The 25,118-nt window shown below is 71.5% G+C and carries 19 protein-coding genes; 15 read left to right on the top strand and 4 right to left on the bottom strand.

All coding sequences use genetic code 11. The features are described from left to right. Nucleotides 1–40 precede the first annotated feature (40 nt). On the bottom strand, nucleotides 41–2,800 hold the full coding sequence (locus tag ACFY1U_RS09040) for a lysylphosphatidylglycerol synthase domain-containing protein (RefSeq protein WP_390693432.1): 2,760 nt from the start codon (nucleotides 2,798–2,800) through the stop codon (nucleotides 41–43). Between the two features lie 186 nt (nucleotides 2,801–2,986). Between ACFY1U_RS09040 and ACFY1U_RS09045 the strand changes: the two genes are divergently transcribed. From ACFY1U_RS09045 to ACFY1U_RS09070, 6 genes are all read left to right on the top strand, one after another. Next, a complete protein-coding gene (locus ACFY1U_RS09045; RefSeq protein ID WP_390693433.1) occupies nucleotides 2,987–3,370 on the top strand; it encodes an MGMT family protein in 384 nt (127 codons plus the stop codon). Between the two features lie 257 nt (nucleotides 3,371–3,627). Continuing rightward, complete coding sequence (locus tag ACFY1U_RS09050; protein WP_390693434.1) at nucleotides 3,628–7,053, top strand: ATP-dependent helicase; 3,426 nt, start codon at nucleotides 3,628–3,630, stop codon at nucleotides 7,051–7,053. A 119-nt stretch (nucleotides 7,054–7,172) separates the two neighbouring features. After that, nucleotides 7,173–10,748, top strand: a complete 3,576-nt coding sequence (locus ACFY1U_RS09055) for an ATP-dependent helicase (protein ID WP_390693435.1) — start codon at nucleotides 7,173–7,175, stop codon at nucleotides 10,746–10,748. A gap of 10 nt (nucleotides 10,749–10,758) precedes the next feature. Then, a complete protein-coding gene (locus ACFY1U_RS09060; protein ID WP_390693436.1) occupies nucleotides 10,759–12,171 on the top strand; it encodes a dipeptidase in 1,413 nt (470 codons plus the stop codon). Between the two features lie 129 nt (nucleotides 12,172–12,300). After that, nucleotides 12,301–13,245: an NAD(+) diphosphatase gene (gene nudC / locus ACFY1U_RS09065; RefSeq protein ID WP_390693437.1), complete on the top strand. Its 945-nt coding sequence runs from the start codon at nucleotides 12,301–12,303 to the stop codon at nucleotides 13,243–13,245. Nucleotides 13,246–13,258: 13 nt separating this feature from the next. Continuing rightward, complete coding sequence (locus tag ACFY1U_RS09070) at nucleotides 13,259–13,870, top strand: class I SAM-dependent methyltransferase (protein WP_390693438.1); 612 nt, start codon at nucleotides 13,259–13,261, stop codon at nucleotides 13,868–13,870. A gap of 41 nt (nucleotides 13,871–13,911) precedes the next feature. Here the strand turns inward: ACFY1U_RS09070 and ACFY1U_RS09075 are convergent, their stop codons facing one another. Next, nucleotides 13,912–14,154 (bottom strand): mycoredoxin, encoded by a 243-nt coding sequence (locus tag ACFY1U_RS09075; protein WP_115906059.1) that lies wholly within the window; start codon nucleotides 14,152–14,154, stop codon nucleotides 13,912–13,914. Between the two features lie 183 nt (nucleotides 14,155–14,337). Here ACFY1U_RS09075 and ACFY1U_RS09080 point away from each other — a divergent pair, with 183 nt between their 5' ends. From ACFY1U_RS09080 to ACFY1U_RS09100, 5 genes are all read left to right on the top strand, one after another. Then, entirely contained in the window at nucleotides 14,338–16,533 is a 2,196-nt protein-coding gene (locus tag ACFY1U_RS09080) for an ATP-dependent DNA helicase UvrD2 (protein ID WP_390693439.1), read from the top strand. Between the two features lie 166 nt (nucleotides 16,534–16,699). Continuing rightward, nucleotides 16,700–17,023: a hypothetical protein gene (locus ACFY1U_RS09085; RefSeq protein WP_390693440.1), complete on the top strand. Its 324-nt coding sequence runs from the start codon at nucleotides 16,700–16,702 to the stop codon at nucleotides 17,021–17,023. Between the two features lie 174 nt (nucleotides 17,024–17,197). After that, the gene (locus tag ACFY1U_RS09090; RefSeq protein ID WP_010984500.1) at nucleotides 17,198–17,566 is read left to right on the top strand and encodes a WhiB family transcriptional regulator; all 369 of its coding nucleotides are present in this window, start codon (nucleotides 17,198–17,200) and stop codon (nucleotides 17,564–17,566) included. Next, nucleotides 17,563–17,886 (top strand): hypothetical protein, encoded by a 324-nt coding sequence (locus ACFY1U_RS09095; protein WP_390693441.1) that lies wholly within the window; start codon nucleotides 17,563–17,565, stop codon nucleotides 17,884–17,886. Before ACFY1U_RS09090 ends, ACFY1U_RS09095 begins: the two co-directional genes overlap by 4 nt. Nucleotides 17,887–18,021: 135 nt before the next feature. After that, on the top strand, nucleotides 18,022–18,231 hold the full coding sequence (locus ACFY1U_RS09100) for a hypothetical protein (RefSeq protein WP_390693442.1): 210 nt from the start codon (nucleotides 18,022–18,024) through the stop codon (nucleotides 18,229–18,231). Between the two features lie 135 nt (nucleotides 18,232–18,366). Here the strand turns inward: ACFY1U_RS09100 and ACFY1U_RS09105 are convergent, their stop codons facing one another. Continuing rightward, on the bottom strand, nucleotides 18,367–19,734 hold the full coding sequence (locus ACFY1U_RS09105) for an ABC1 kinase family protein (protein ID WP_390693443.1): 1,368 nt from the start codon (nucleotides 19,732–19,734) through the stop codon (nucleotides 18,367–18,369). Beyond that, a complete protein-coding gene (locus ACFY1U_RS09110; protein ID WP_390693444.1) occupies nucleotides 19,727–20,959 on the bottom strand; it encodes a TOMM precursor leader peptide-binding protein in 1,233 nt (410 codons plus the stop codon). Before ACFY1U_RS09110 ends, ACFY1U_RS09105 begins: the two co-directional genes overlap by 8 nt. A gap of 253 nt (nucleotides 20,960–21,212) precedes the next feature. Here ACFY1U_RS09110 and ACFY1U_RS09115 point away from each other — a divergent pair, with 253 nt between their 5' ends. The 4 genes from ACFY1U_RS09115 to ACFY1U_RS09130 all read left to right on the top strand — a co-directional run bounded on the left by ACFY1U_RS09115 (nucleotide 21,213) and on the right by ACFY1U_RS09130 (nucleotide 25,060). After that, entirely contained in the window at nucleotides 21,213–21,809 is a 597-nt protein-coding gene (locus ACFY1U_RS09115; RefSeq protein ID WP_390693445.1) for a M48 family metallopeptidase, read from the top strand. 117 nt (nucleotides 21,810–21,926) lie between these two features. Continuing rightward, a complete protein-coding gene (locus tag ACFY1U_RS09120; protein ID WP_390693446.1) occupies nucleotides 21,927–23,594 on the top strand; it encodes a TerD family protein in 1,668 nt (555 codons plus the stop codon). Nucleotides 23,595–23,605: 11 nt separating this feature from the next. Beyond that, entirely contained in the window at nucleotides 23,606–24,286 is a 681-nt protein-coding gene (locus ACFY1U_RS09125; RefSeq protein WP_390693447.1) for an AIM24 family protein, read from the top strand. 18 nt (nucleotides 24,287–24,304) lie between these two features. Then, nucleotides 24,305–25,060: an AIM24 family protein gene (locus tag ACFY1U_RS09130; RefSeq protein WP_390693448.1), complete on the top strand. Its 756-nt coding sequence runs from the start codon at nucleotides 24,305–24,307 to the stop codon at nucleotides 25,058–25,060. Nucleotides 25,061–25,118: the final 58 nt, after the last annotated feature.

The raw sequence follows: 25,118 nt of genomic DNA on the forward strand, positions 1-25,118 counted from the left end.
AACACGGGCCGTATGAGGTAGACCGGCTACGGTCTTCGTACTAAAGCGCACCCTTGCGCGACAGCTGGTTGAAGGCCAGCCAGCCCGGCAGCACCGGCAGCCACAGCGTCAGCAGCCGGAACAGCAGCACGGCGGGGGCCGCCACCTCCTTGGGGAGGCCCACGGCGATCAGTCCGACCGTCAGGGTCGCTTCCACGGCGCCCACGCCGCCCGGGGTCGGGGCCGCGGAGCCGAGTGCGTTGCCGGCGAGGAAGACCACGGCGACGCTGGCGATGCTGAGCGAGGTCCCCGCCTGGCCGAAGGCGCGGATCGAGGCGTCCAGGCACATCACGAAGCAGGCGGTCAGCAGCAGCATGCCGCCGATGCCGGTGACGAGCTTCTGCGGCCGCTGCAGGACGTCCAGCATGCGCGGCACGACACCGGCGAAAAGCGACCGCACGCGCGTGGCGACGAATTTCCGCAGGAACGGCACCGAGGTGACGACGAGGACGAGCACGGCCACCGTCAGCAGACCCGCGATGACGGTCCGGGACGGCGACAGGGACGGCGTCTTCTCGGTGCCGGTCAGATAGCCGAACGACAGCAGCATCAGGATGTGGCAGCCGAGCCCGAACAGCTGCGAGGCACCGACGCTCGCCACCGCGAGCCCCGGGCGCACCCCCGCGCGCTGCAGGAAGCGCGTGTTGAGGGCGACACCGCCCACCGCGGCCGGCGCGACGATCTTGACGAAGGACCCGGCGACCTGCGCCGCCACGGCCCGCAGGAACGGCACCCGCTCCGGCACGAACCCCAGGAGGGCCATGGCCGCCGCGACGTAGCTCAGTGCCGAGAACAGCACGGCCGCGAGGACCCAGCCCCACTGGGCGTTGGCGACCAGAGGGCCGAACTCGATGTGGGTGAGCTGCGTCAGCAGGAAGTAAGCGCCGATGGCACCGGCGATGAAACTGATCAGCGTCCGCGGCCGTACCCGCTCGAGCCGGGCCGGCTCGACCGGCGCCTGCGGCCTGATCAACAACACCTGGTGCCGGATCTGCGTGAGCAGGTCCTCCTCGCGCGCCTCGTCGATGGCTTCGTCGATGGCCCGCTTCTCGGCCCGCTGCTCAGCACGTACGGCCTTCTTGTCGGGCTTTTCGAGTACGGGCCCGGTGTCCTCCGGGGTCTCTTCCAAGCGGGCCTGTTTGGCCTGCCGGGATGCCTCCAGGACCGCCTCGCGCTCGCGCTGGGCCCGTTCCCGGGCCAGTTTGCGCAGGGTCGCGCGGGAGGTGCGGCTGAGCGCGATGGGCTGCAGCATCGGCAGGCAGTCGGCCACGTCGTCCGGGCCGAGCACGGCCACCGCCGACGCCACCGCGCGCTCGGCGCCCACCCGCAGTCCGAGCGTCACCAGGAGCTGCGAGATGTCCATGCGCAGCAGCAGATCGCCGGCCGCGATCTCGCCGACGCGCAGGTCGGTGAGGATGACCGTGCCGGAACGATCCACCAGAATCGCGTCGCCCACCAGCCTGCGGTGCGCGATGCGCCGGGACTGCAGCGCGCGTACCTGGTGCCAGGTGTCGTGCAGCAGTTCGTCGGTGATCTCCTCGTCCGCGAGGGTGTCGAGGGTGCGCCCGCCCGTGTGCTCGTAGACGAGCATCACGGCGTCGGGACCGAGCTCGGAGGTCGCGATCAGCTTGGGCGCGTTCGCGCCGGCCGCGATCGCCGCGTAGGCGAGCAGGGCCTCCTGCTCCAGTGCCTGGCGCAGCGACTGGAGGCTGCTGCGGGTGGCGAAGCCGCGCAGCGTCAGGTTGCGCCACACGCGGTAGAAGAAGCCCTGTGCCTGCTGCTCCCGGTCGACGACCGTCACGTCCAGGGGCGGGCCGTCCTCGAGTGTGACGAAGTAGCGTCGTCCGCGGTCGCCGGTCTCCGGTGTCTCCGGCAGTTCCTCGCGGGAGGCGGTCACCGGGCGGAATCCGACGTGCCGCAGGCCCGCCATCAGCGTCCGTCCGGTGGGGCGGACGTTGGGCGAGCCGACCGCGTACAGCGTCCCGTAGGCCACGGTCCAGCCGATCAGCACCGTCAGGATGATCGAGAACGGTGTCGTGTAGCCGGAGACGAGCATGGAGAACGCGTCGAGGAGCAGCACCGTCCACAGCACCGCGCGCCAGCGCGGCCGCCGCGACATGCCGACGGCCGTCATGTACGCGATGACCGGCGCGAGATAGCCGTGCACCGGGTCGGTCAGGGCGTGGATGTCGCCGGGGGAGGGCTGGGTGAGCGCCTCCTGGATGGAGCCGGGGGCGGCCTTGGCGACCCACAGGTCTGTGGCGAGCGTCACTCCGTGCGCGAGGACCGCCGCAAGGACGCCGTCGGCGATGCGCAGCCCGTCGCGCTTGATCAGCCGTTCGATCGCGAACGCGACCGGCACCAGCAGGATCGCGATGCTGGAGGCCAGGCCGGCGATCTTGATGAGCAGATCGGGCGCCTGTCCGGTGCCCTTGTTGATGTCCTGTTCGAGGCCCGAGGTGGTGCCGTGGGCGAACGCGGCGATCGCCAGCAGCAGCACGATCCCCAGCACGCCCACCAGGAGGCGCATCAGATCCGACGGACGGTGCACGCGCGCGGGGAGCAGCGGTTCGTCGCCCTCGACCTCGTCGATGTGCGACTCGTCCGGGAAGTCGTCCTTGCCCGTGTCGGTGTCCTGCGAAGCGGTGTCCTTCGAAGTGGTGTCCTTGCGGCCGGTGCCCGAGCCGGTGCCGGAGCCGGGGCGCGACGAAGCGTCAGAGGTGCTCTCGGCGTCCTCTGGGTGCGCACCCTGCTGCTTCATCGTCTCTTCTTGGTCTCGTATCACCGGTCACCGCCCGCATGATGGTGGCATGCTCCACCGACACACGGGGGCATCAGGGTGCAAGAGCGGGGGCGCACAGTCTGCCGGAAGCGCAGCCCGGGGGCGAGGGATACGCATCCTTGCGAGCGCGTCCCGCTGTCGGTGGCATGCGGCAGGATGGGCCGGATGAGCGAGGAGAGCCTGCCCGACGCCGGCCCGGAGCACGCGGACGCGCTGCCGGAGTACGCCGAGCGCGTACTCGAGGTCGCCGAACTGATCCCGCCCGGGCGTGTCATGACGTACGGGGACGTCGCGGAATGGCTGGAGGAGGGCGGGCCCCGTCAGGTCGGCCGGGTGATGGCCCTCTACGGGGGAGCCGTCCCGTGGTGGCGTGTCGTGCGCGCGGACGGCGCCCTGCTCCCGGGGCACGAACTGCGTGCTCTCGATCACTACCGTGCCGAGGGCACCCCCTTGAAGGAGGCGAGCAGGGCCGCCGAGAGCCACCTGCCGCGCCTCGACATGAGGCGGGCGCGATGGGACGGCGGCGAACGCGCAGACGGTCACACCTGAAAGCTTCCGCCATGGGACGGGCCGGTGTGTGACCCGTGATCCGTACGGGGGACGCGGGGCACGTTTGTGGCATGGCGTACGTTCGTGAGTCGAGGGGCCTACGGGGTGCGAGTGCCACGAGGGAAGAAGAGGAAGCCCTGCTTCCGCAACCTGCGTCGGCGTAGCGTCGGCTGCGCGTGCCCCCCTCACCTCCCGATCACCGCCGTGCACACGCGGTGGTCCGACGACCAGTACAACCACCAGGACCGGCGAACCACGTGAGCTCCTCTTCCTCCACCAGGCGCCTGTCGCACCCCCAGGTGCGACAGGGGGGCCGTGGCGCCTACCGACTGCTGCGTACCCCGCCGATCCGACACGATCCCCCTCGTCTGGACGCGCCACAGCGCTCCGTGGTTGACCACAAGAGCGGCCCGCTGCTCGTCCTCGCAGGTCCGGGCACCGGCAAGACCACCACGCTCGTCGAGTCCGTGGCGGCGCGGATCGCCCGTGGCGGGGACCCCGAGCGCATCCTGGTGCTGACGTTCAGCCGCAAGGCGGCCGTCGAACTGCGCGACCGCATGGCACTGCGCATGGGCGCGGCACGCGCGCCCCAGGCGACCACCTTCCACTCGTTCTGCTACGCCCTGGTCCGCGCCCACCAGGACAACGAGCTGTTCGTGGAGCCGCTGCGGCTGCTGTCCGGCCCCGAGCAGGACGTGACCGTCCGTGAACTGCTCGCGGGCCAGGCCGACCTGGAGCGGCTCGGCCTCGCGCATGTGCGCTGGCCCGACGAACTGCGGGCCTGCCTGACCACCCGGGGCTTCGCCGACGAGGTCCGCGCGGTCCTCGCCCGAAGCCGCGAGCTGGGCCTGGGACCCGGCGCCCTGGACGCCTTCGCCCGCCGCATCGGCCGCCCCGACTGGCGTGCCGCGGCCACCTTCCTCGCCGAGTACCTGGACGTGCTCGACCTGCAGGGCGTGCTCGACTACGCGGAACTGGTCCACCGCGCGGTCCTCCTCGCCGGCCGCCCCGAGGCCACAGAGCGGCTCGCCGCGCGCTACGACGCCGTCTTCGTGGACGAGTACCAGGACACGGACGCCGCCCAGGTACGGCTGCTGCACGCCCTCGCGGGCGGCGGCCGCACCCTCGTCGCCTTCGGCGACCCCGACCAGTCGATCTACGCGTTCCGCGGTGCGGACGTGGGCGGCATCCTCGAGTTCCCGGGCGCCTTCCCGCGCGCGGACGGCCGCCCCGCGCCCGTCGAGGTCCTGCGCACGTCGCGCCGCTCCGGTGCCGCCCTGCTCGCCGCGACGCGGCTGCTCACCCAGCGCATGCCGCTCACCCGGCTGCCGGCGGACAAGGTACGCGCGCACCGCGACCTGGCCCCGGTGCGGGACGGCGGCCGCGTCGAGGTGTACACGTATCCGACGCCCGGCACGGAACTCGACAACATCGCCGACATCCTGCGCCGGGCACACCTGGAGGACGGCGTCCCCTGGCGTGAGATGGCCGTACTGGTGCGGGCCGGATCGCGCACCATTCCCACGGTCCGCCGCGCGCTCACCGCGGCGGGCGTGCCCCTGGACATCGACGGCGACGACCTGCCGCTGCGGCACGAACCGGCCGTGGCGCCGCTGCTGACGGCACTGCGGGCGGTGGCCGAGGCGGAGGCGGCGCGGACCGAAGTGCCGGATGAGGTGCCGGACGGGGCAGGTGCCGAACTCGCCTCCGAAGGCGCCCTGCCCGAGGAGGACGGTCCCGAAGGGGCCGTCTCTCCAGGGCTCGCCTCCGAAGAGCCCGAGACCGCCACGTGCTGGCTCGACACGGAAACCGCCCTGACCCTGCTGGCCTCCCCCCTTGCCGGCATGGACGCCGCCGACCTGCGCCGCCTCGGGCGTGCCCTGCGCGACGAGGAGCGGGCCGCGGGCAACCCGCTGCCGCCCCCCTCGGACGAGCTGCTCGCGCGGGCGCTGGCCGAACCGGAGCGCCTCGTCGCGCACGACCCCGCGTACGCGCGTGGCGCCCAGCGGCTCGGCGCACTGCTGCGCACCGCCCGTGAGCGCCTGGCGAGCGGCGGCACGGCCGAAGAGGCCCTGTGGGACCTGTGGGACGGCACACCCTGGCCGGCCCGGCTGGAGCGGTCCGCGCGGCGCGGCGGCGCCGCCGGGCGCAACGCCGACCGCGATCTGGACGCCGTGTGCGCACTGTTCGCGACCGCCGCGCGCGCGGAGGAGCGCACCGGCGGCCGGGGCGCCCTCAACTTCCTGGAGGAGATCGACGCCGAGGACATCGCCGCCGACACCCTCACGCGGCGTGCCGTCCGCCCCGACGCCGTACGCCTGATGACCGCGCACCGCTCCAAGGGCCTGGAGTGGCGCCTGGTCGTCGTCGCGGGCGTGCAGGAGGGACTGTGGCCGGACCTGCGCCGCCGGGGCTCCCTCCTGGAGGCCGACCGCATCGGCCGCGACGGACTCGCCGAACCGCTCACCCCCGGCGCGCTGCTCGCGGAGGAGCGCCGCCTGTTCTACGTGGCCGCCACGCGCGCGCGTGAACGTCTCGTCGTCACCGCCGTGAAGGCCCCCGCGGACGACGGTGACCAGCCCTCCCGCTTCCTCACCGAACTCGGCGTCGAACCCAGGGACGTCACGGGCCGCCCGCGCCGCCCGCTGTCCGTCGCCGCCCTCGTCGCCGAACTGCGCGCCACCACCGTCGACCCGCGCGTCTCGGACACCCTCAGGGAGGCCGCCGCCCACCGCCTGGCCCGGCTCGCCGCGCTCGCCGACGAGGACGGCCGCCCGCTCGTCCCCTCCGCCCATCCCTACCGCTGGTGGGGCATGTACGAGCCGACCGAGAGCAAGGTGCCGCTGCGCAACCGCGACCAGCCCGTCGTGCTCTCGGGCAGCGCACTCGACCAGCTCGCCAACACCTGCGCCCTGCAGTGGTTCCTGGGCCGCGAGGTGAAGGCCGACGCACCCGCGACGGCCGCCCAGGGCTTCGGCAACGTGGTGCACGTCCTCGCCGACGAGGTCGCCTCCGGACACACCCCCGCCGACCTCGCCGTCCTCATGGAACGCCTGGACTCCGTGTGGAACGCGCTCGCCTTCGACGCGCCGTGGAAGTCGGCGCAGGAGAAGGAGAACGCGCGCGTGGCGCTCGAACGCTTCCTGAAGTGGCATGTCGACACCAGTGGCGCCCGCGCCGGCCGCACCCCTGTGGCCAGCGAGCACGGCTTCGACGTCACCCTCGAAGCGGGCGACTACGAGGTCCGCATCCGCGGCTCCATGGACCGCGTCGAGGCCGACGGCGAGGGCCGCGCCTACGTCGTCGACTTCAAGACCGGCAAACAGGCGCCCACCGCCCGCGAGGTGGCACGCCACCCCCAGCTCGCCGTCTACCAGCTCGCCGTCCGCGAAGGCGCCGTCGACGAGGCCTTCGACGGCGTGCGTCCCGAACCCGGCGGCGCCGAACTGGTCCAGCTGCGCCAGGGTGCCGCCCGGCGCGACGGCGGCGAGACCCTGCCCAAGGTGCAGGCTCAGGACCCCATCGAAGACGCGGCGGGGCAGTGGGTGGGCGAGCTGCTGGCCAACGCCGCCGGAAAGGTCCTCGACGAACGGTTCACACCCAGCGCCGGCCAGCACTGTTCGCACTGCGCCTTCCAGGCGTCCTGCAGTGCGAGGCCCGAAGGGCGACACGTGGTCGAGTGACGCGGGTGATCTTCCGGGCCCTCTGTGATCGACCCCACCACATGTGCTGACCTGCGCTTCCATCCGCCCGGAGGCCGATTGGGCCTCCACTGTCAGTGGCCGCCGCTAGCCTCTCTGACGTGCCGCCCCGTATCACCGATCCCGATCAGCTCAAGGAGCTCCTCGGGATTCCGTTCACCCCGGAGCAGACGGCCTGCATCATCGCGCCGCCCGCCCCGCAGGTGATCGTGGCCGGAGCCGGCTCGGGCAAGACGACGGTCATGGCGGCACGCGTGGTGTGGCTGGTCGGCACCGGCCAGGTCGCCCCCGAGCAGGTCCTCGGCCTCACCTTCACCAACAAGGCGGCCGGTGAACTAGCCGAGCGCGTCCGCAAGGCGCTCGTCAGGGCGGGCGTCACCGACCCGGACGTCATCGACCCGGACCATCCGCCGGGCGAGCCCGTGATCTCGACCTACCACGCCTTCGCGGGCCGCCTCCTGACCGACCACGGCCTGCGCATCGGCCTCGAACCGACCGCCCGTCTGCTCGCCGACGCCACCCGCTACCAGCTCGCCGCGCGCGTGCTGCGCGAGGCCCCGGGCCCCTACCCGGCACTCACCCGCTCCTTCGCGGACCTCGTCAGCGACCTGCTCGCCCTCGACGCCGAACTCGCCGAGCACCTCGTACGGCCCGAGGAGCTGCGCGCGTACGACACCGGGCTGCTGCGCACCCTGGAGGGCGCCAAACTCACCAACGCCGACCTGCGCAAGGTCCCCGAAGCGGCCGCCGCCCGCCGTGAACTCGCCGACCTGGTGGTGCGTTACCGCGCCGCCAAACGCGAGCGCGACCTCCTCGACTTCGGCGACCAGATCGCCCTGTCCGCACAACTCGCCCGCATCCCCGAGGTGGGCCGCACCCTGCGCGACGAGTTCCGCGTGGTCCTCCTCGACGAGTACCAGGACACATCGGTGGCCCAACGCATCATGCTGGCGGGCCTGTTCGGCGACGGCACCGGTCATCCGGTGACCGCCGTCGGCGACCCCTGTCAGGCGATCTACGGCTGGCGCGGCGCCTCCGTCGCCAACCTGGACGACTTCCCGGAGCACTTCGCGCACCCCGGCGGCCGCCCGGCCACCCGCCAGGCACTCAGCGAGAACCGCCGCAGTGGGGGCCGTCTCCTCGACCTCGCCAACGGCCTCGCGGAGCCCCTGCGCGCCATGCACGCGGGCGTGGAGGCCCTCCGCCCGGCCCCCGGCGCCGAACGCGACGGCATCGTGCGCTGCGCGCTGCTGCCCACCCACGCCGAGGAGATCAACTGGATCGCCGACTCCATCGCCCACCTCGTCAACACCGGGAAGGCACCCGGTGAGATCGCCGTCCTGTGCCGTACGGCAACCGACTTCGCCGAGATCCAGGGCGCACTCGTCGCCCGGGACGTCCCCGTCGAGGTGGTCGGCCTGTCCGGGCTGCTGCACCTGCCGGAGATCGCCGACCTGGTCGCCGTCTGCGAGGTCCTCCAGGACCCCGGCGCCAACGCCTCCCTGGTCCGCCTGCTGACCGGCCCCCGCTGGCGCATCGGCCCCCGCGACCTCGCCCTTCTGGGACGCCGCGCCCGGCTCCTCGTCGCCCACGCACGCGTGGGCGACGAGGACGACCGCGACCGCCGGCTCGCCGAGGCCGTGGAAGGAGTCGACCCCTCCGAGGTGACCTCGCTCGCGGACGCCCTGGACACGTTCCTGGAGCTGCCGCTCGACGCCGAACAGGAGGACGACGGCCTGCCCTTCTCCTCGGACGCGCGCGTGCGGTTCGCCCGCCTGGCCGCCGAACTGCGCGACCTGCGCCGCTCGCTGGCCGATCCGCTCATGGACGTCCTCCACCGCGTCCTCGCCGTGACCGGCCTGGAAGTGGAGCTGTCGGCGTCTCCGCACGCCCTGGCCGCCCGCCGCCGCGAGACCCTCTCCAACTTCCTTGACGTCGCCGCCTCCTTCGCCGCCGGCGACGGCGAGGCCACCCTGCTTGCCTTCCTGGGCTTCCTGCGCACCGCCGCCCAGTACGAGAAGGGCCTCGACAACGCCCTCCCGGGCGGCGAGAACACCGTGAAGGTCCTCACCGCCCACAAGTCCAAAGGCCTGGAGTGGGACGTCGTCGCCGTCCCCGGCCTGGTCACCGGCACCTTCCCCAGCACTCAGGGCCGCGAGAAGTGGACCGCCCAGGGCAAGGTCCTGCCGCACGAACTGCGCGGAGACGCCGACACCCTGCCCGACGTCGACGCCTGGGACTCCCGGGGCCTGAAGGCCTTCCAGGAGGCCATGAAGGAGCACCAGCACACAGAGGAACTCCGCCTCGGCTACGTCACCTTCACCCGCCCCCGCTCCCTCCTCCTCGGCTCCGGCCACTGGTGGGGCCCCACCCAGAAGAAGCCCCGCGGACCGTCCGACTTCCTGCAGGCCCTCCACGACCACTGCGCGGCCGGATACGGCGAGATCGAGGCGTGGGCGGACGAACCCGCCGAGGGCGAGGAGAACCCGGCCCTGCACACCGCGACCGCCGACCAGGTCTGGCCCCTGCCCCTGGACGAGGCATCCCTGGCCCGGCGCCGGACGGCCGCCGAAACGGTCCTCGCCCACCTGGAGGACCTCGCCTCCCACGAGGACGGCCACCCCGCCGCCACCCACGACCCGGACAGCCACGACGACCCGGAGTGGCCCCCGCCGCCGGACGACGAGGACCTGCCGTACGAAGACGACCTGCCGTACGAAGAGGAGGACCCGTTCGCAGAGGAGGATCTCTTCGCTGAGGAGACCCCTGACGACTGGGACGCCTGGTCCACGGACCGCCCGACCGTCCCGCACCAGGCAGCTGCTCCGGAGGAAACCGGGAACCAGGGCGCACGCCCGCACCCCGCCGCACCGACATTCCCTGCCGAGCACGCCCGCACCACCCCTGGGCGCCGCGCCGCCGCCCCCACCCGCCTCACCCCGGAGGAGGCCCGCACCCTCGCCTCCTGGGACCGCGACCTCGACGCCCTCACCGGCGAACTCCTGCGCGCCCGGGAAGCCGTCACGGACGTCCCCCTCCCGGCGTCCCTCACCGCTTCCCAGGTGCTGCGCCTGGCCACCGACCCGGACGGTTTCGCCCAGGAACTCGCACGCCCCATGCCGCGCCCCCCGCAACCCGCCGCACGCCGGGGCACCCGCTTCCACGCCTGGGTCGAGGCCCGCTTCGAAGAACTGACCCTTCCGATGCTGGAACCGGAGGAACTGCCCGGCAGCGAGACCGAGATCGCCGACGAACGCGACCTGGAAGCCCTCAAGGACGCCTTCGAACGCACCGAGTACGCCCACCGCACCCCCCACCGCGTCGAAGCGCCCTTCCAGCTCGCCATCGCCGGCCGTGTCGTCCGGGGCCGCATCGACGCCGTCTACAAGGACGACGACGGCGACGCGACGACGTACGAGATCGTCGACTGGAAGACCAGCCGCTCGCGCACCGCCGACCCCCTCCAGCTCGCCCTGTACCGGCTCGCCTGGGCCGAGCAGCAGGGCGTACCCCTGGAGTCCGTCAACGCCGCATTCCTGTACGTACGCACTGGTGAGGTTGTACGACCGGACGGCCTGCCGGACCGGTCCGCACTGGAGCGGCTGCTCCTGGACGAGCCGGCCGCGGAAGCAAAGTGTGAGGAACCGCCCACCGAGGATGTCGGTGCGGGCCGATAGGCTCGTGACCATGAGCCAGCCCGTTGACAGTGCCGTCAGCGCCGTCCGTACGTACATCGAGCAGCACCGCGCCGTCTTCCTCGACGACCTCGCCGAGTGGCTGCGCATCCCGTCCGTGTCGGCCCAGCCCGACCACGCACCCGATGTACGACGCAGCGCAGACTGGCTCGCCGCCAAACTCAAGGACACCGGCTTCACGACCGCGGAGGTCTGGGAGACACCGGGCGCCCCGGCCGTCTTCGCCGAGTGGCCCGCCACCGACCCCGCGGCACCCACCGTCCTCGTCTACGGCCATCACGACGTGCAGCCCGCCGCCCGCGAGGACGGCTGGGACAGCGACCCCTTCGAACCCGTCGTCCGCGGAAACCGTCTCCACGCGCGCGGCGCGGCCGACGACAAGGGCCAGGTGTTCTTCCACACACTCGGCGTCCGCGCCCACCTCGCCGCCACCGGCCGCACCGCCCCCGCGGTCAGCCTGAAGCTGCTGATCGAAGGCGAGGAGGAGTCCGGCTCACCGAACTTCCGCACCCTCGTCGAACAGCACGCCGACCGGCTCGCCGCCGACGCCGTGATCGTCTCCGACACCGGCATGTGGTCCGAGGACACCCCCACCGTGTGCACCGGCATGCGCGGTCTCGCCGAGTGCGAGATCCACTTCTCCGGCCCCGACCAGGACATCCACTCCGGCTCCTTCGGCGGCGCCGTCCCCAACCCGGCCACCGCCGCCGCCCGCCTGGTCGCCGCCCTGCACGACGAGCACGCACGCGTGGCGATCCCCGGCTTCTACGACGGCATCGTCGAACTCACCGACCGCGAGCGCGAACTCTTCGCCGAACTGCCCTTCGCCGAGCGGCAGTGGCTGCGCACCGCCAAGTCGTACGCCACCCACGGCGAGGCCGGACACACCACCCTGGAGCGCATCTGGGCCCGCCCGACCGCCGAGGTCAACGGCATCGGCGGCGGCTACCAGGGCCCCGGCAGCAAGACGATCATCCCGTCCACGGCCATGGTGAAGCTCTCCTTCCGCCTGGTCGCGGGTCAGGATCCCGACCACATCGAGAAGGCCGTCCGCACCTGGGCCGCCGAGCAGGTGCCCGCCGGGATCCGGTACGAGATCACGTTCGCCGCGGCCACCCGCCCGTGCCTGACACCGCTGGACCACCCTGCCCTGCAGTCCGTCGTCCGCGCGATGGGCCGTGCCTTCGACCAGCCCGTCCGCTTCACCCGCGAGGGCGGCTCCGGACCCGCCGCCGACCTCCAGGAAGTCCTCGGGGCACCCGTGCTCTTCCTGGGCATCTCCGTCCCCTCCGACGGCTGGCACGCCCCGAACGAGAAAGTCGAGCTCGACCTGCTCCTCAAGGGCGTCGAGACCAGCGCACACCTGTGGGCCGACCTCGCCGACACCTGGCGCCATGCACCCTGAGCGCCCCGCGCCGTCCGTAGCGGCACCGCGCGCGGGGCACACTGAAAGGGCCGCCCCGCCGGATCCGTTCGCGTCCCGCCGTACCGCCCGCCCAAACAATCCGTTCCACTGGGGGAGTTGGAAGCACCCGTGACCACCTGGACCGACCACACCGCCGACCGCCCCATCTCCCTCACCGCCCCCAGCGGCATCGACCGAGCCGCCCACCACCGCCTCGACGAGGCCTGGCTCGCAGCGGCATGGAGCCACCCCACGACCCGCTGCTTCGTGGTCTCCGGCGGCCAGGTCCTCATCGACGAGACGGCCGACGGCCGCACCGAACTCGTCATGACCCCCTCCTTCGAAGCGCCCCTGACCGAGGCCCACCGCTACTTCCTGGGCACCGACGAGGAAGGCGTCAGCTACTTCGCCCTCCAGAAGGACGCTCTGCCCGGCCGCATCGACCAGTCCGCACGCCCCGCGGGCCTGCGCGAGGCCGGCCTCCTGCTGTCCCCTCGCGACACCGGCCTGATGGTGCACGCGGTCGGCCTGGAGAACTGGCAGCGCACCCACCGCTTCTGCTCCCGCTGCGGCGAACGCACCGTCATCGCCGCCGCCGGCCACATCCGCCGCTGCTCCGCCTGCGGCGCCGAGCACTACCCGCGCACCGACCCCGCCGTGATCATGGCCGTCACCGACGAGGAGGACCGCATCCTGCTCGGCCGCCAGGTCCACTGGCCCGAAGGCCGCTTCTCCACACTCGCCGGCTTCGTCGAGCCCGGCGAGTCCATCGAGCAGTCCGTACGCCGCGAGGTCTTCGAGGAGGCCGGCATCACCGTCGGCACGGTCGAGTACGTCGCCAGCCAGCCCTGGCCCTTCCCGTCCAGTCTCATGCTCGGCTTCATGGCCCGCGCCACCTCCACCGAGATCAATGTCGACGGCGACGAGATCCACGAAGCCCGCTGGTTCTCCCGGGACGAACTGGGCGCCGCCTTCGAAGCCGGCGAGGTACTGCCCCCCTACGGCATCTCCATCGCCGCCCGCCTGATCGAGATGTGGTACGGCAAGCCCTTGCCGACGAGGAGCTTCGTCTGAGCCGGACGCCGCGATGACAGACCCGTACTGGAACCACAACGTCCACTACCACCCCGTCGTCCTCGCAGCCGTCCCCGACGGCTGCCGGACAGCCCTGGACGTCGGATGCGGCGACGGGCTGCTCGCACGCAAGCTGGCACAGAAAGCCGAATCGGTGACAGGCGTGGACCGCTCACCGGAAATGATCCGGCTGGCCCGCGAGCATTCACCGGCGAACGTCACCTTCCAGGAGGGCGACTACCTCGACGAGGAGACCCTCCCCGAGGGCAAGTACGACTTCGTCAGCGCCGTCGCCGTGGTCCACCACGCACGGTTCGAGGACGCGGTGCGAGGCCTGGTACGGCTGCTCGCCCCCGGCGGCCGGCTGGTGATCGTCGGGATGGCGTACAACCACACCGCCCTGGACTGGGTGATCAGCGGCTGCGGCCTGCCCGCGAGCCTGCTGAACGCACGGATGCGCGGCGGCAAGAGAGGCCCCGCCGGCATGCCCGTCAAGGACTCCGCCATGCACTGGACCGAGGTCCGCAAAGCCGCACACCGCCTGCTGCCCGGCTGCCGCTTCCGCCGTCGGCTGCTGTGGCGCTACACCGCAGTGTGGGACACACCACAAGAGGGCGGTTCCTGAGCCGACCCAGGAACCGCCCTCCGGACAAAACCGTGCAGCGCCTACGCGCCGATCTTCTGCTTCACCTGCGCCAACGACGGGTTCGTCAGCGTCGAACCATCCGGGAACAGCACCGTCGGCACCGTCTGGTTTCCGCCATTCGCCTTCTCCACGAAAGCCGCGGAATCCGGGTCCTGCTCGATGTTGATCTCGTTGTACGCGATGCCCTCACGGTCCATCTGGCTCTTCAGCCGACGGCAATAGCCACACCACGTGGTGCTGTACATCGTCACAGTGCCCGGCATGTCTCTCGCGCTCCTCAGCTGCTCGGGGATGCTTGGTCGCAGTGATGGAACGTACTTGAAACAGCCACCATTCCCGCACGCGGTACCGCACCCGACGTGACGCCTGCCGCATTAGTACGACTGCAGGTACCTGCCTGTGGACAACCACCGCACCCGTCTCCGCCGACCTGGCAGCATGGCCATGTGACAGCAGCAACGCACTCCACGCTCTTCCCGCAGGTACCGGACACACCCGACGCCGTGCTCGAAGGGCTCGACCCCGAACAGCGCGAGGTGGCCACCGCCCTGCGCGGACCGGTGTGCGTCCTGGCCGGCGCCGGAACCGGCAAGACCCGGGCGATCACCCACCGCATCGCCTACGGAGTCCGCGCCGGAATCCTCCAGCCCTCCAGCGTGCTCGCCGTCACCTTCACCAACCGCGCCGCCGGCGAGATGCGCGGCCGGCTGCGCCACCTCGGCGCCGCCGGAGTCCAGGCCCGCACCTTCCACTCGGCCGCCCTGCGCCAGCTCCAGTACTTCTGGCCGAAAGCAGTCGGCGGCTCCATGCCCCGGCTCGTCGACCGCAAGATCCAACTCGTCGCCGACGCGGCCGCCGCCTGCCGCATCCGCCTCGACCGCGGCGAACTGCGGGACGTCACCGCCGAAATCGAATGGTCCAAGGTCACCCAGACCGTCCCCGCCGACTACGCCCCCGCCGCCGCCAAGGCCGGCCGCGACACCCCCCGCGACCCGGCCGAGATCGCCCAGCTCTACTCCGTCTACGAAGACCTCAAACGGGACCGCTCCGTCATCGACTTCGAGGACGTCCTGCTGCTCACCGTCGCCATCCTCCAGGACCGGCACGACATCGCCGACCAGGTTCGCGCCCAGTACCAGCACTTCGTCGTCGACGAGTACCAGGACGTCAGCCCCCTCCAGCAGCGACTCCTCGAACTGTGGCTCGGTGAACGGGACAACCTGTGCGTCGTCGGCGACGCCAGCCAGACGATCTACTCGTTCACCGGAGCCACCCCCGACCACCTCCTCGACTTCCGCACCCGCCACCCGGGAGCCACCGTCGTCAAACTCGTCCGCGACTACCGCTCCACCCCCCAGGTCGTCCATCTCGCCAACGGCCTCCTCGCCCAGGCCCGAGGCCGCGCAGCCGACCACCGCCTCGAACTGATCTCACAACGCGACCCCGGCCCCGAACCCGGCTACACCGAATACACCGACGAACCCGCCGAAGCCGAGGGCGCCGCCCGCCGCATCCGCGAACTCATGGACGCCGGCGTCCCCGCCAGCGAAATCGCCATCCTGTTCCGGACGAACTCCCAGTCCGAGACCTACGAACAGGCCCTCGCCGACGCCGGAATCCCCTACCAGCTGCGCGGCGCCGAGCGGTTCTTCGACCGCCCCGAGGTCCGCAAGGCAGGCATCGCCCTGCGCGGCGCGGCACGCTTCGGCGGCAACGACTCCCTCCTCGACGACGCCGTGGACCTGCCCTCCCAGGTCCGCGCCGTGCTCTCCGGGGAAGGCTGGACCCCCCAGCCCCCGGCAGGCTCCGGCGCGGTACGAGAACGCTGGGACTCCCTCACCGCCCTCGTCAACCTCGCGCGCGACTTCGCCGCCGCCAAACCCGCCGCCACCCTCGGCGACCTCGTCGCCGAACTCGACGAGCGGGCGGGCGCCCAGCACGCCCCCACCGTCCAGGGCGTCACCCTGGCCTCCCTGCACTCCGCCAAGGGCCTCGAATGGGACGTCGTCTTCCTGGTCGGCGTCGCCGAGGGCATGATGCCGATCACCTACGCCAAGACCGACGAGCAGATCGAGGAGGAACGCCGCCTCCTCTACGTCGGTGTCACCCGGGCACGGGAGCGCCTCCACGTCTCCTGGTCACTGTCCCGCTCACCCGGCGGACGCCCCAATCGCCGCCCCAGCCGCTTCCTGGACGGCCTGCGACCGGGCTCCACCGCCACCGCCGGCCGCACCGCGGCGAGCGGCGCGGGGGGAGTCGAGCGCGGCTTCACGAGCAGACCGGACGCCGTGCCCCGGCGCACACAGCGCACCCCGGCCCGCTGCCGGGTCTGCGGACGCACGCTCACCGACGCAGGCGAGATGAAACTGATGCGCTGCGAGGACTGCCCCTCCGACATGGACGAGGGCCTCTACGAGCGACTGCGCGAGTGGCGCGCGGACCAGGCGCAGCGCAGCGGACAGCCCGCCTTCTGCGTCTTCACCGACAAGACACTGATGGCCATCGCCGAGGCCGCCCCCGACGAGGAGGGCGAACTGGCGCGGATCCCCGGAGTCGGCGTACGCAAGCTCAACCGCTACGGAGCCGATGTCCTGGCCCTCTGCGCAGGTCGCGAGCCCGGAGAACAGGACGAAGGGGACTGATTCAAACTCGTCGAAAAAATAGTTTGCGCATGCCCCAGCAATCCCCATAGGTTCTTATCCACGGGGACGGAGGCCTTCTCGGAGGCCCCGATTCCGTGTTCTACTTGCATATCCGTCGGACTGGCTCACCCCCAGTCCCCCGAGACGCCGAGAGGAGGCGATTGAAGTGATCAGCATCAGCACCAGCTCCATCAGCACCGCCAAACTGACCGATCGCTCGGTCGTCTCCACGTGCATGCTCGGCGCCTCGAACCAGGGCACCGGTCTGTCCGGCATTCCTGCCGGTCGTCTGGCGTCCGCCCCCGTTTCTCTCGCGGGTCTTCCCATCCGTGAGCGCAATGAGCGACCGACCAAGGCACTGGAAGCAGTAGCGGCACAGGCGCAGGCCTATGCCTTTACCGCGGTCGGTGCCGGAAACCGGAAGCAGACGACGCAGCACCACCTGATGTGGGCCTTCCGTGGGCCAGAACCCTGGAGTGATCCAGCCTGATCGCCGATCAGGCCGGCGCCTTCAGGGCCGCGGAACCCCATCCGGGATCCGCGGCCCTTCTGTTTTCCCCGAACGGGGACGACGGAGCGAAGGGGCCTCGGGACAAGAGCTGAACCCGGTACCAGCCGCCACCCGGCCCAACAGGCCGGAACGACCAGACGAGGAAGACGAACCGTGCAACTCGAAGCGCACGCCCCGTCCGTACCGCCTTCCGAAACGATCCCCCCGCCCGGCCTCACGGAGGACTCCACCTTGATCCCGCTCACTGCGCTCACCGCGCTCGACGACGCCATCGAGAACCTCGGCGTACCCGTCCCCTGCCGCTCCTACGACCCGGAGGTCTTCTTCGCCGAGTCGCCGGCCGACGTCGAGTACGCCAAGTCCCTCTGCCGCACCTGCCCGCTGATCGAGGCCTGCCTCGCCGGCGCCAAGGAGCGGCGTGAGCCCTGGGGCGTCTGGGGTGGCGAGCTGTTCGTCCAGGGTGTCGTCGTCGCCCGGAAGCGGCCGCGTGGCCGCCCGCGCAAGAACCCGGTCACAGCATGAACATCACCGGAACCATCGACCGCCCCCTCACGAACGACCCCAAGAAGCAGGCCCCGATGAAGCCGTCCACCAACGAGCCCGCCGGCTCCGCGATCGAAGATTTCACCACCACAGGCGCGACGGGCTCGCGTCAGAACAGGACCCGAGAGATGCAACTCCTCCAAGAAGCCCTGGCTCGTGCGCATATGCACGACCGACTGCATGAGGCCGAGCAGGAACGCCAGGCAGTGCGCCTGGCGAGCGCCCGCCGGATGCAGCGCCGTGCCGAGCGCGCCTCGCGCCGCGCCCGCCGCGCGCTCGCCATGGCCGTCATGCAGTAACCGATCACACCTGAAGCGGTGGCCTCCCGACCCCGGGAGGCAGTAGCTCCCCGCGGGGGCCGGTCCGTCCGAACGGACCGGCCCCCGCGGTGCGTTGTGCCCGCGATCCACCCACCGCGGCGTTATCGTCACCGGGTGACGAGTCTTCCCGGAGGCAGTGACGACTCAGGCTCCCCCGCGGAGCCCCAACCCCTGGTGTGCGGCCGCTGCGGCGCCCGGGCCGGGGGCCCACAGCCCACCTGGACCTGCTCCGTGGAAAACGGCGCTCGCCAGTATTTCTGCGACCGCTGCTCGCGGGAGAACCTCAGGGCGATCGAGGGGCGGCTGGACTCCGCCTGGTGGTGAGACCGTCCCTCTGGGGCCTCCCCCCCCGCCCCCACCCACCCCACCCCGCCCCTCCGAAACACAGCCCGCAGCCCACACCGAGGCAGCCCGCAGCAAGGCAACCCACAGTGAGGCACCCCCAGCCCGCAGCCCCGATCAAGCCTCCGCAGCCGGTTCCTCCTCAGTGGCTTCCTCGAAGGCGAACCCCGGGAGCCACTCCTCCAACTCCTCGCGCAACCGCACCGTGGAACCCAGCTGGCACAGCACGCCGATTGTGCTCAATGTCACCCGGTGTATCAGGAGATAGGCCGGGGGCAGGTTCAGCTGCTTGCCCAGCTGGTAGGCGGGGGAGCGGGGATCGGCGATGCGGGCCGCCTGGCTGCGCATCCAGCCGCGGGTGAAGGTGAACTCGTCGACCCGGGCCGGTTCGATGATCGGCAGGAGGTAGTCGAGGACGGCGCTCGGGTCCAGCTCGATCGATTCCCTGACGAAGCCCTCCACGCAGAGCAGTTCGTAGACGGCCTCCGCCTCGCCGTCGAGGGTCATGCGCAGCGAGTCGCCGATGGGGGTCGGCAGGCCACCCGGGAGGCGGTCGACCGTGCCGAAGTCCAGTACGCCCAGCCGCCAGTTGTCCTCGCCGCCGGGGCCGCCGGGCAGCAGCCGGAAGTTGCCCGGGTGCGGGTCGGCGTGCAGCAGGCCGGTGCGGGCCGGGCCTGAGAAGAGGAAGCGGGCCAGGAGCTGACCGGCCCGGTCGCGCTGTTCCCGGGTGCCGCCCGAGATGATCTCCGAGAGAGGGATTCCGTCGATCCACTCGGTGATCAGGACCTGGTCGCACTGGTGGACCACACCCGGCACCACCACGTCCGGATCGTCCGTGAACTCCTCGGCGTGCGCCTGCTGGGCCTGGGCCTCCAGGCCGTAGTCCAGCTCCTCCGAGACACGGTCCCTGAGTTCCGCGATCAGAGGCTTGATGTCCATGCCGGGGATGAGCGGACCCAGCAGGCGGGCGAAACGGCTCAACTGGTTCAGGTCCGACAGGAGGGCCTCGCCGGCACCCGGGTACTGCACCTTGACCGCCACCTCGCGGCCGTCGTGCCACACCCCGCGGTGGACCTGCCCGATCGAGGCCGCAGCGGCGGGCTTGTCCTCGAACTCGAGGAACAGGTCGGGCCAGTCCTCGCCGAGCCGCTCACCGAGCACGCGGTGCACGGTGCTGGTCGGCATCGGCGGCGCCGCCTCCTGCAGCTTCGTCAGCGCCGCACGGTAGGGGCCGGCGACCTCCTCGGGCAGTGCCGACTCGAAGACCGACAGGGCCTGGCCGAACTTCATGGCCCCGCCCTTGAGCTCGCCGAGCACCTTGAACAGCTGCTCCGCCGTGCGCTGTTGCAGCTCGCGGCCGACGATCTCCGCGGACTCCCCGACGATCCGCTTGCCCAGTCCCCAGGTCGCCCGTCCGGCGAAGCCGAGCGGGAGCGCGGCGAGCTTGGCGGTCCGGGTGACCGCCTTGCGGGGAAGATCAGACATGCGCCCTCCAAGTCCCTGCCGGCCTCGCCGCTCGTGCCGTACGGCACAGCTCCTTCGGCGACCGTTGCCCCGTCATTGTCTCGTGTGACTCCTTGTCCTCGGAGGTGTGTTCTCCCTTACCTTTGTCCGCGGCCCCGCAGGGGCATGCCGGATGCGCCCAGACCGGTCGTGCATGCCAGGTCAGAGCAGGCAGGGATACCTCCCAGCGTGCTCCGGCACTCGTCGGGACCCGGCCGTCCAGGAACGCGAGTGCGTGTGCGGCAGCCAGCCCGGCCACCGTCGTGGCCAGCGTCAGGTCACAGGGCCGCGCCTGACGGGGTGTGCCGGAGCGCCACTGCGCGACCAGCCGGGGCCAGGCCGGATCCCGGTCGGTGCGGCCCTCGTGCAGACAACCTGCGCAACCCGTCTCACCGGGCAGGACCAGGGGGCCTACGACGCCGGTCGCCTCCACGACACCGGCGTACAGATGCGGCGTACCCGAGGCGATGAGGGGTTCGGCGATGGACGGGGCGGGGGCATGGACGGCGACGTCGTCGCGTGGGGCGAGGATCACCAGGGAGAAGCCGGGCTCGCCGTCCGCGGGCGGGGCCGCGTCGGCGCGGCGTGGTGGGCGGTCCGGGGCGGACCGGCGTACGGCCTGCCGGGCGGCTTCGTCCCTGCGGTCGCCGATGGACTCGGCGGGCAGTCCGCCCGGCGCCACGTCGCCGGCCTCGACCTTGCCGACGTCCCGCACATCGACCTCCCCGATGCCGGCGCCCGCCAGCAGTGAGGCCAGCACCGAGCCCACCCGGCCCGCACCCCGTACCTGCACCCGCAGTGAGCGGCGCGCGGCCAGGCGGCTGATCGCGTCGCCCGGTTCGGTGGTGGTCAGAGAGAGTGAGGCGAGGTCCGGGCGCAGGCGGGCGAGGACGTCCTTCTTGGCGCGCAGTGCGTCGGCGGCCGGCCCGCCCCCCTTCGCGTCGTCGAGGAGGCCCGCCCGCGTCAGCCGCTCCACCAATCTGTCGACATGACCGTCGGGCAGATCCATACGGCGTCCCTCCTCGCGCAGAAGGGGCAGTCCGCGGGTGCCGTTGAGCAGGTCGAGAAAGCTGCCGGTTGCCGTGTCCACCGGCCCCAGTGTCAGCGCGTGCGCCGGTGCCATCCCGAACTGCACGGTGTTGAGATCGCGCCAGCCGCGCCTGAGCGCGGGCTTCACCACCGGTGCGAGCGGAACCATCGCATCCATGACAGGCCCCCGTAGCCCTCGTAGAACATTTCCGTCCGCCGGTGGAGCTCGGTCGGCGGGCGGTCGATGGTCGGTCGACGGTCCGTCGTGGCTGTGCCGGCGAGAACCAGCATGCCCGGACGGGCGGACAGGTGCCGAAAGTTGTCCACAGGCGGTGGATATTTGTCGTACAAATCAAACGCTTGGTGGCGGATCGAGACGGAACCGTCCAGGAGCCGGGACTTCCCCCGTGCCCAGCGGGTAACGTCGGGGCGTGCCCGCCGACCCACTGCACCGCGCCGGAATGCCACAGCGCAGCACGACGAGCCAGCCGCCGAGCGGCTCGGGGGCGAGCGCGATCGAGGTCCGCAGGAGCTCCCGTCGACGAAGGACGGTCTCCGCGTACCGCGAGGGCGATCGCACCGTCGTGCTCATCCCTGCCCGGATGTCCGAGGCGGAGGAGCAGCGCTGGGTGACCGTGATGCTCGACAAGCTGGCCGCCCAGGAGAGCAAACGGGTCCTCGGTGACGAGGAGCTGGCCGAGCGCGCCGAGCGGCTGTCGGTCCAGTACTTCGACGGACGCGCGCGGCCCACCTCGGTGCGCTGGGTCACCAATCAGAACACGCGCTGGGGCTCATGCACCCCCGCGGAGGGCAGTATCCGTCTGTCGCACCGGCTGCAGGGCATGCCCGAGTACGTCGTCGACTATGTCCTCCTCCACGAGCTGGCGCATCTGCTGGTGCCGGGGCACGGGCCCCGCTTCTGGCGGCTCCTCGAGGCGTATCCGCGCACGGAGCGGGCCCGGGGTTACCTCGAAGGAGTGGTCGCCGCCGAACGGTTGCCGCATCTGCCGGGGGCTCGCGGGGAGTGACGGCCGCTGTGGGGCGGTGGTTGTGTACCGGGTCTGTACCGACTTCAGCCGGTGTCCGAGTTAGCCGTTAACCTGGCGCGACGCACTCGCATTCGGGATGGGGGACGGTCGTTACGCATGGCCAGGGAATTCCAACGCGGCCACAAGGCCAGGATCAGTGACCTCACCGCGGGCACCGATCTGTACGTAGGCGTGCAGATCAGCGGCCCCGGACTGACCTTCGACATCAGCTGCTTCGGTCTTGACGCCGACGAACGGCTTTCGGACGACCGCTACTTCGTCTTCTTCAACCAGCCGAAGTCCCCCGAGGAGTCCATTCAGCTGCTGGGTGCCCAGGCGGGTGACACGGAGTCCTTCCGGGTCACGCTCGACCGGATCCCGGCGCAGATCCAGAAGCTGTCGTTCACGGCGACGATCGACGGCGCCGGGCAGATGTCGCAGATCGCCCCCGGGTACCTCCGTATCGTCGCGGGCGGCGAGGAGGTGGCCCGGTACGCCTTCAACGGCTCGGAGTTCTCCACCGAACGGGCCGTCATGCTGGGCGACTTCTACCTCAAGGACGTGTGGCGGTTCGCGGCCGTCGGACAGGGCTTCGACGGCGGCCTCGAGGCGCTGCTGAAGAACTTCGGCGGCGAGGTGATGGAGGAGGAGGCACCTGCGGCGCCTGCTCCGCAGCAGCCCCAGACCGCAGCCGCTCCCGGTTTCGCCCCGCCCGCGTTCGGCGCCCCGGCCGCCCCGGCACCCGCCCCGGTCCCCGCACCCGCCCCGGCCCCGGCACCCGCCCCGGCCCCGCAGGGCTTCGCGCCGCCCCCGGCACCGATTCCTCCGCCGGCGCCCGCACCCGCGCCGAATGTGCACGCCGCGCCCACCATCGTCGCGCCCATGTCCCCGCCCGGCGGCGGTCAGGTGCACCCGCCGGCCCCGGCGCCCGCGCCCTACGGCCAGCCGCCCCAGCAGCCGTACGGCCAGAGCGCACCGCCGCCGCCCGGCTACGCCCAGCCCCCGGCCCCTCAGGCCCCGCACGCCCCGGGCCCACCGCCCGGCTACGGCCAGCAGCCCCCGTTCGGGCAGGCCCCTGGACAGCAGGCGCCCTACGGCGCGCCGCAAGGCGCCCCCCAGGGCGGCGCCGGGGTGAGCGCGGCACTTCAGATGTTCAAGGAGACACCCACCGGGCAGCGCTGGACGCAGCAGAACAGCAAGCTGATCCGTGTCGACCTCGGCATCGGCGGCCAGCCCGTGCTGGCACGGCAGGGCAGCATGGTGCTCTACCAGGGCAAGGTCGACTTCGGCTACAAGGGCGCCGGCTTCGCGGGCCGGATCGTGGGCAACGCGACCGGCCAGGAGATGCAGCTGATGCGCTGCACCGGGCAGGGCCAGGTGTTCCTCGCCGAGAACGCCACCTATCTGCACCCCGTCGAGCTCCAGGGCGACGCGATCTGCGTCTCCGCCGAGAGCGTCCTCGCCTTCGACGAGGGCCTCCAGTACGAGGTCCGCCGTATCGAGGGACACGGCATCCCCGGGGGCGCGCTGTTCACGATGCAGTTCCAGGGCACCGGCACGATCGTCGTCAAGACGCACGGCACGCCCGTGGTGCTGCCGGTCACGCCGACCACGTTCGCCGACGCCAACGCCGTGGTGGCCTGGTCGGCCGCCTCCCAGGTGATCGTGTCCAGCCAGGTCCGCATGCGCCGCAACGCCTACCCGGGCGACACCGGCGAGAGCGTCAACCTGCAGTTCCGGGGCGCGCCCGGCAACTTCATCGTCGTCCAGCCGTACGAGGTCTGAGGGAGCCCGTCATGAACCAGCCACTCGCGGGCTACGCCCCCGCACCCGTCACCGCCCGTATGGAGACCCACGGCGACCACATGCTGAAGGTCGCCATGCAGACCGGGAACGACATCCTCGCGCGCGTGGGCTCGATGATCGCCTACGAGGGCTTCATCCAGTACGAGCCCAATCCGCCGGCCGTGCGACAGATCGCCCGTGACTGGATCACCGGCGAGGGCGCGCCCCTGATGAAGTGCTCCGGCGACGGACTGCTCTACCTCGCCGACTACGGGGCGAACGTCGTCGTCATCAACCTCAACGGCGACGGGATCTCCGTCAACGCCACCAACCTGCTCGCCTTCGACGCGCACCTCAGCTGGGGAGTCGAGCGGGTCAAGGGGCTGGCGAAGTTCGCCGGACAGGGCCTGTGGAACACCAAGATCTCCGGGCAGGGCTGGGTCGCGCTGACCTCCCGGGGCAAGCCGATCGTCGTCGACTGCGGCGGCGGTGAGGACGAGACGTACGTCGACCCTGACGCGCTCGTCGCCTGGTCCCCGAACCTCAAGGTGAAGGGCAAGCGCAGCTTCAAGGCGCAGTCGCTGATCGGCCGTGGCAGCGGCGAGGCCTACCAGATGGCCTTCTCCGGTCAGGGCATCGTCGTCGTCCAGCCCAGCGAGGACAGCACCGACCGCCTGCGGTTCCGGGGCTGAGGGGGAGCCAGAGACACCATGCAGAGTCCGCTTTTCGCCTTCAACGACTCGCAGTCCCAGGAGCGCTACAGCCTGCAGAACAAGCAGATGCTGCGCGTCACCCTGGAGGGCCACGACGACATCCTGGCCCGCAAGGGCACCATGGTCGCCTACCAGGGGCTCGTCGAGTTCGACGCCGAGTACCAGAGCAACAACCAGGCACGCGCGCGTGCCTACACCGGCGAGGGCCTCAGCCTGATGCGCTGCCACGGGCAGGGCACGGTCTACTTCGCCAACCTCGCCCAGCACATCCATGTGGTGGACGTGGAGCAGGACGGCCTGACCGTCGACAGCAGCTACGTCCTCGCGATGGACTCCTCGCTGCACCACGAGGTCATCGCCGTCGACAGCCTCTACGGCATCTCCGGCTCGGGGAAGTACCAGCTCAACATCACCGGCCGCGGCAAGGTCGCCCTGATGACCTCGGGTGCGCCGCTGATGATGCAGGTCACGCCCGACAAGTACGTCAACTGCGACGCCGACGCGATCGTCGCCTGGTCGACCGGGCTGCGCGTCCAGATGCAGGCCCAGACGCACTCCTCGGGGGTGTGGCGGCGTCGCGGCAACACCGGTGAGGGCTGGGAGCTCAGCTTCATGGGCAGCGGTTACGCGCTCGTCCAGCCGAGCGAGCTGCTGCCGCCGCAGAACGCCCAGATCGGCTCGGGCCTCGCCGCGCAGTTCGGCATGGGGCAGCACGGGGCGCGGGCGCAGAACCAGGGCAACGTCTGGAGCTGAGGGTCCGGCAAGCAAACGTAAGGGGCGCCCGCCACCGCGGGCGTCCCTTACGCGTTGC

Origin of the sequence: Streptomyces sp. NPDC001351 (assembly GCF_042896045.1) — a bacterium.
Lineage (GTDB): Bacteria > Actinomycetota > Actinomycetes > Streptomycetales > Streptomycetaceae > Streptomyces.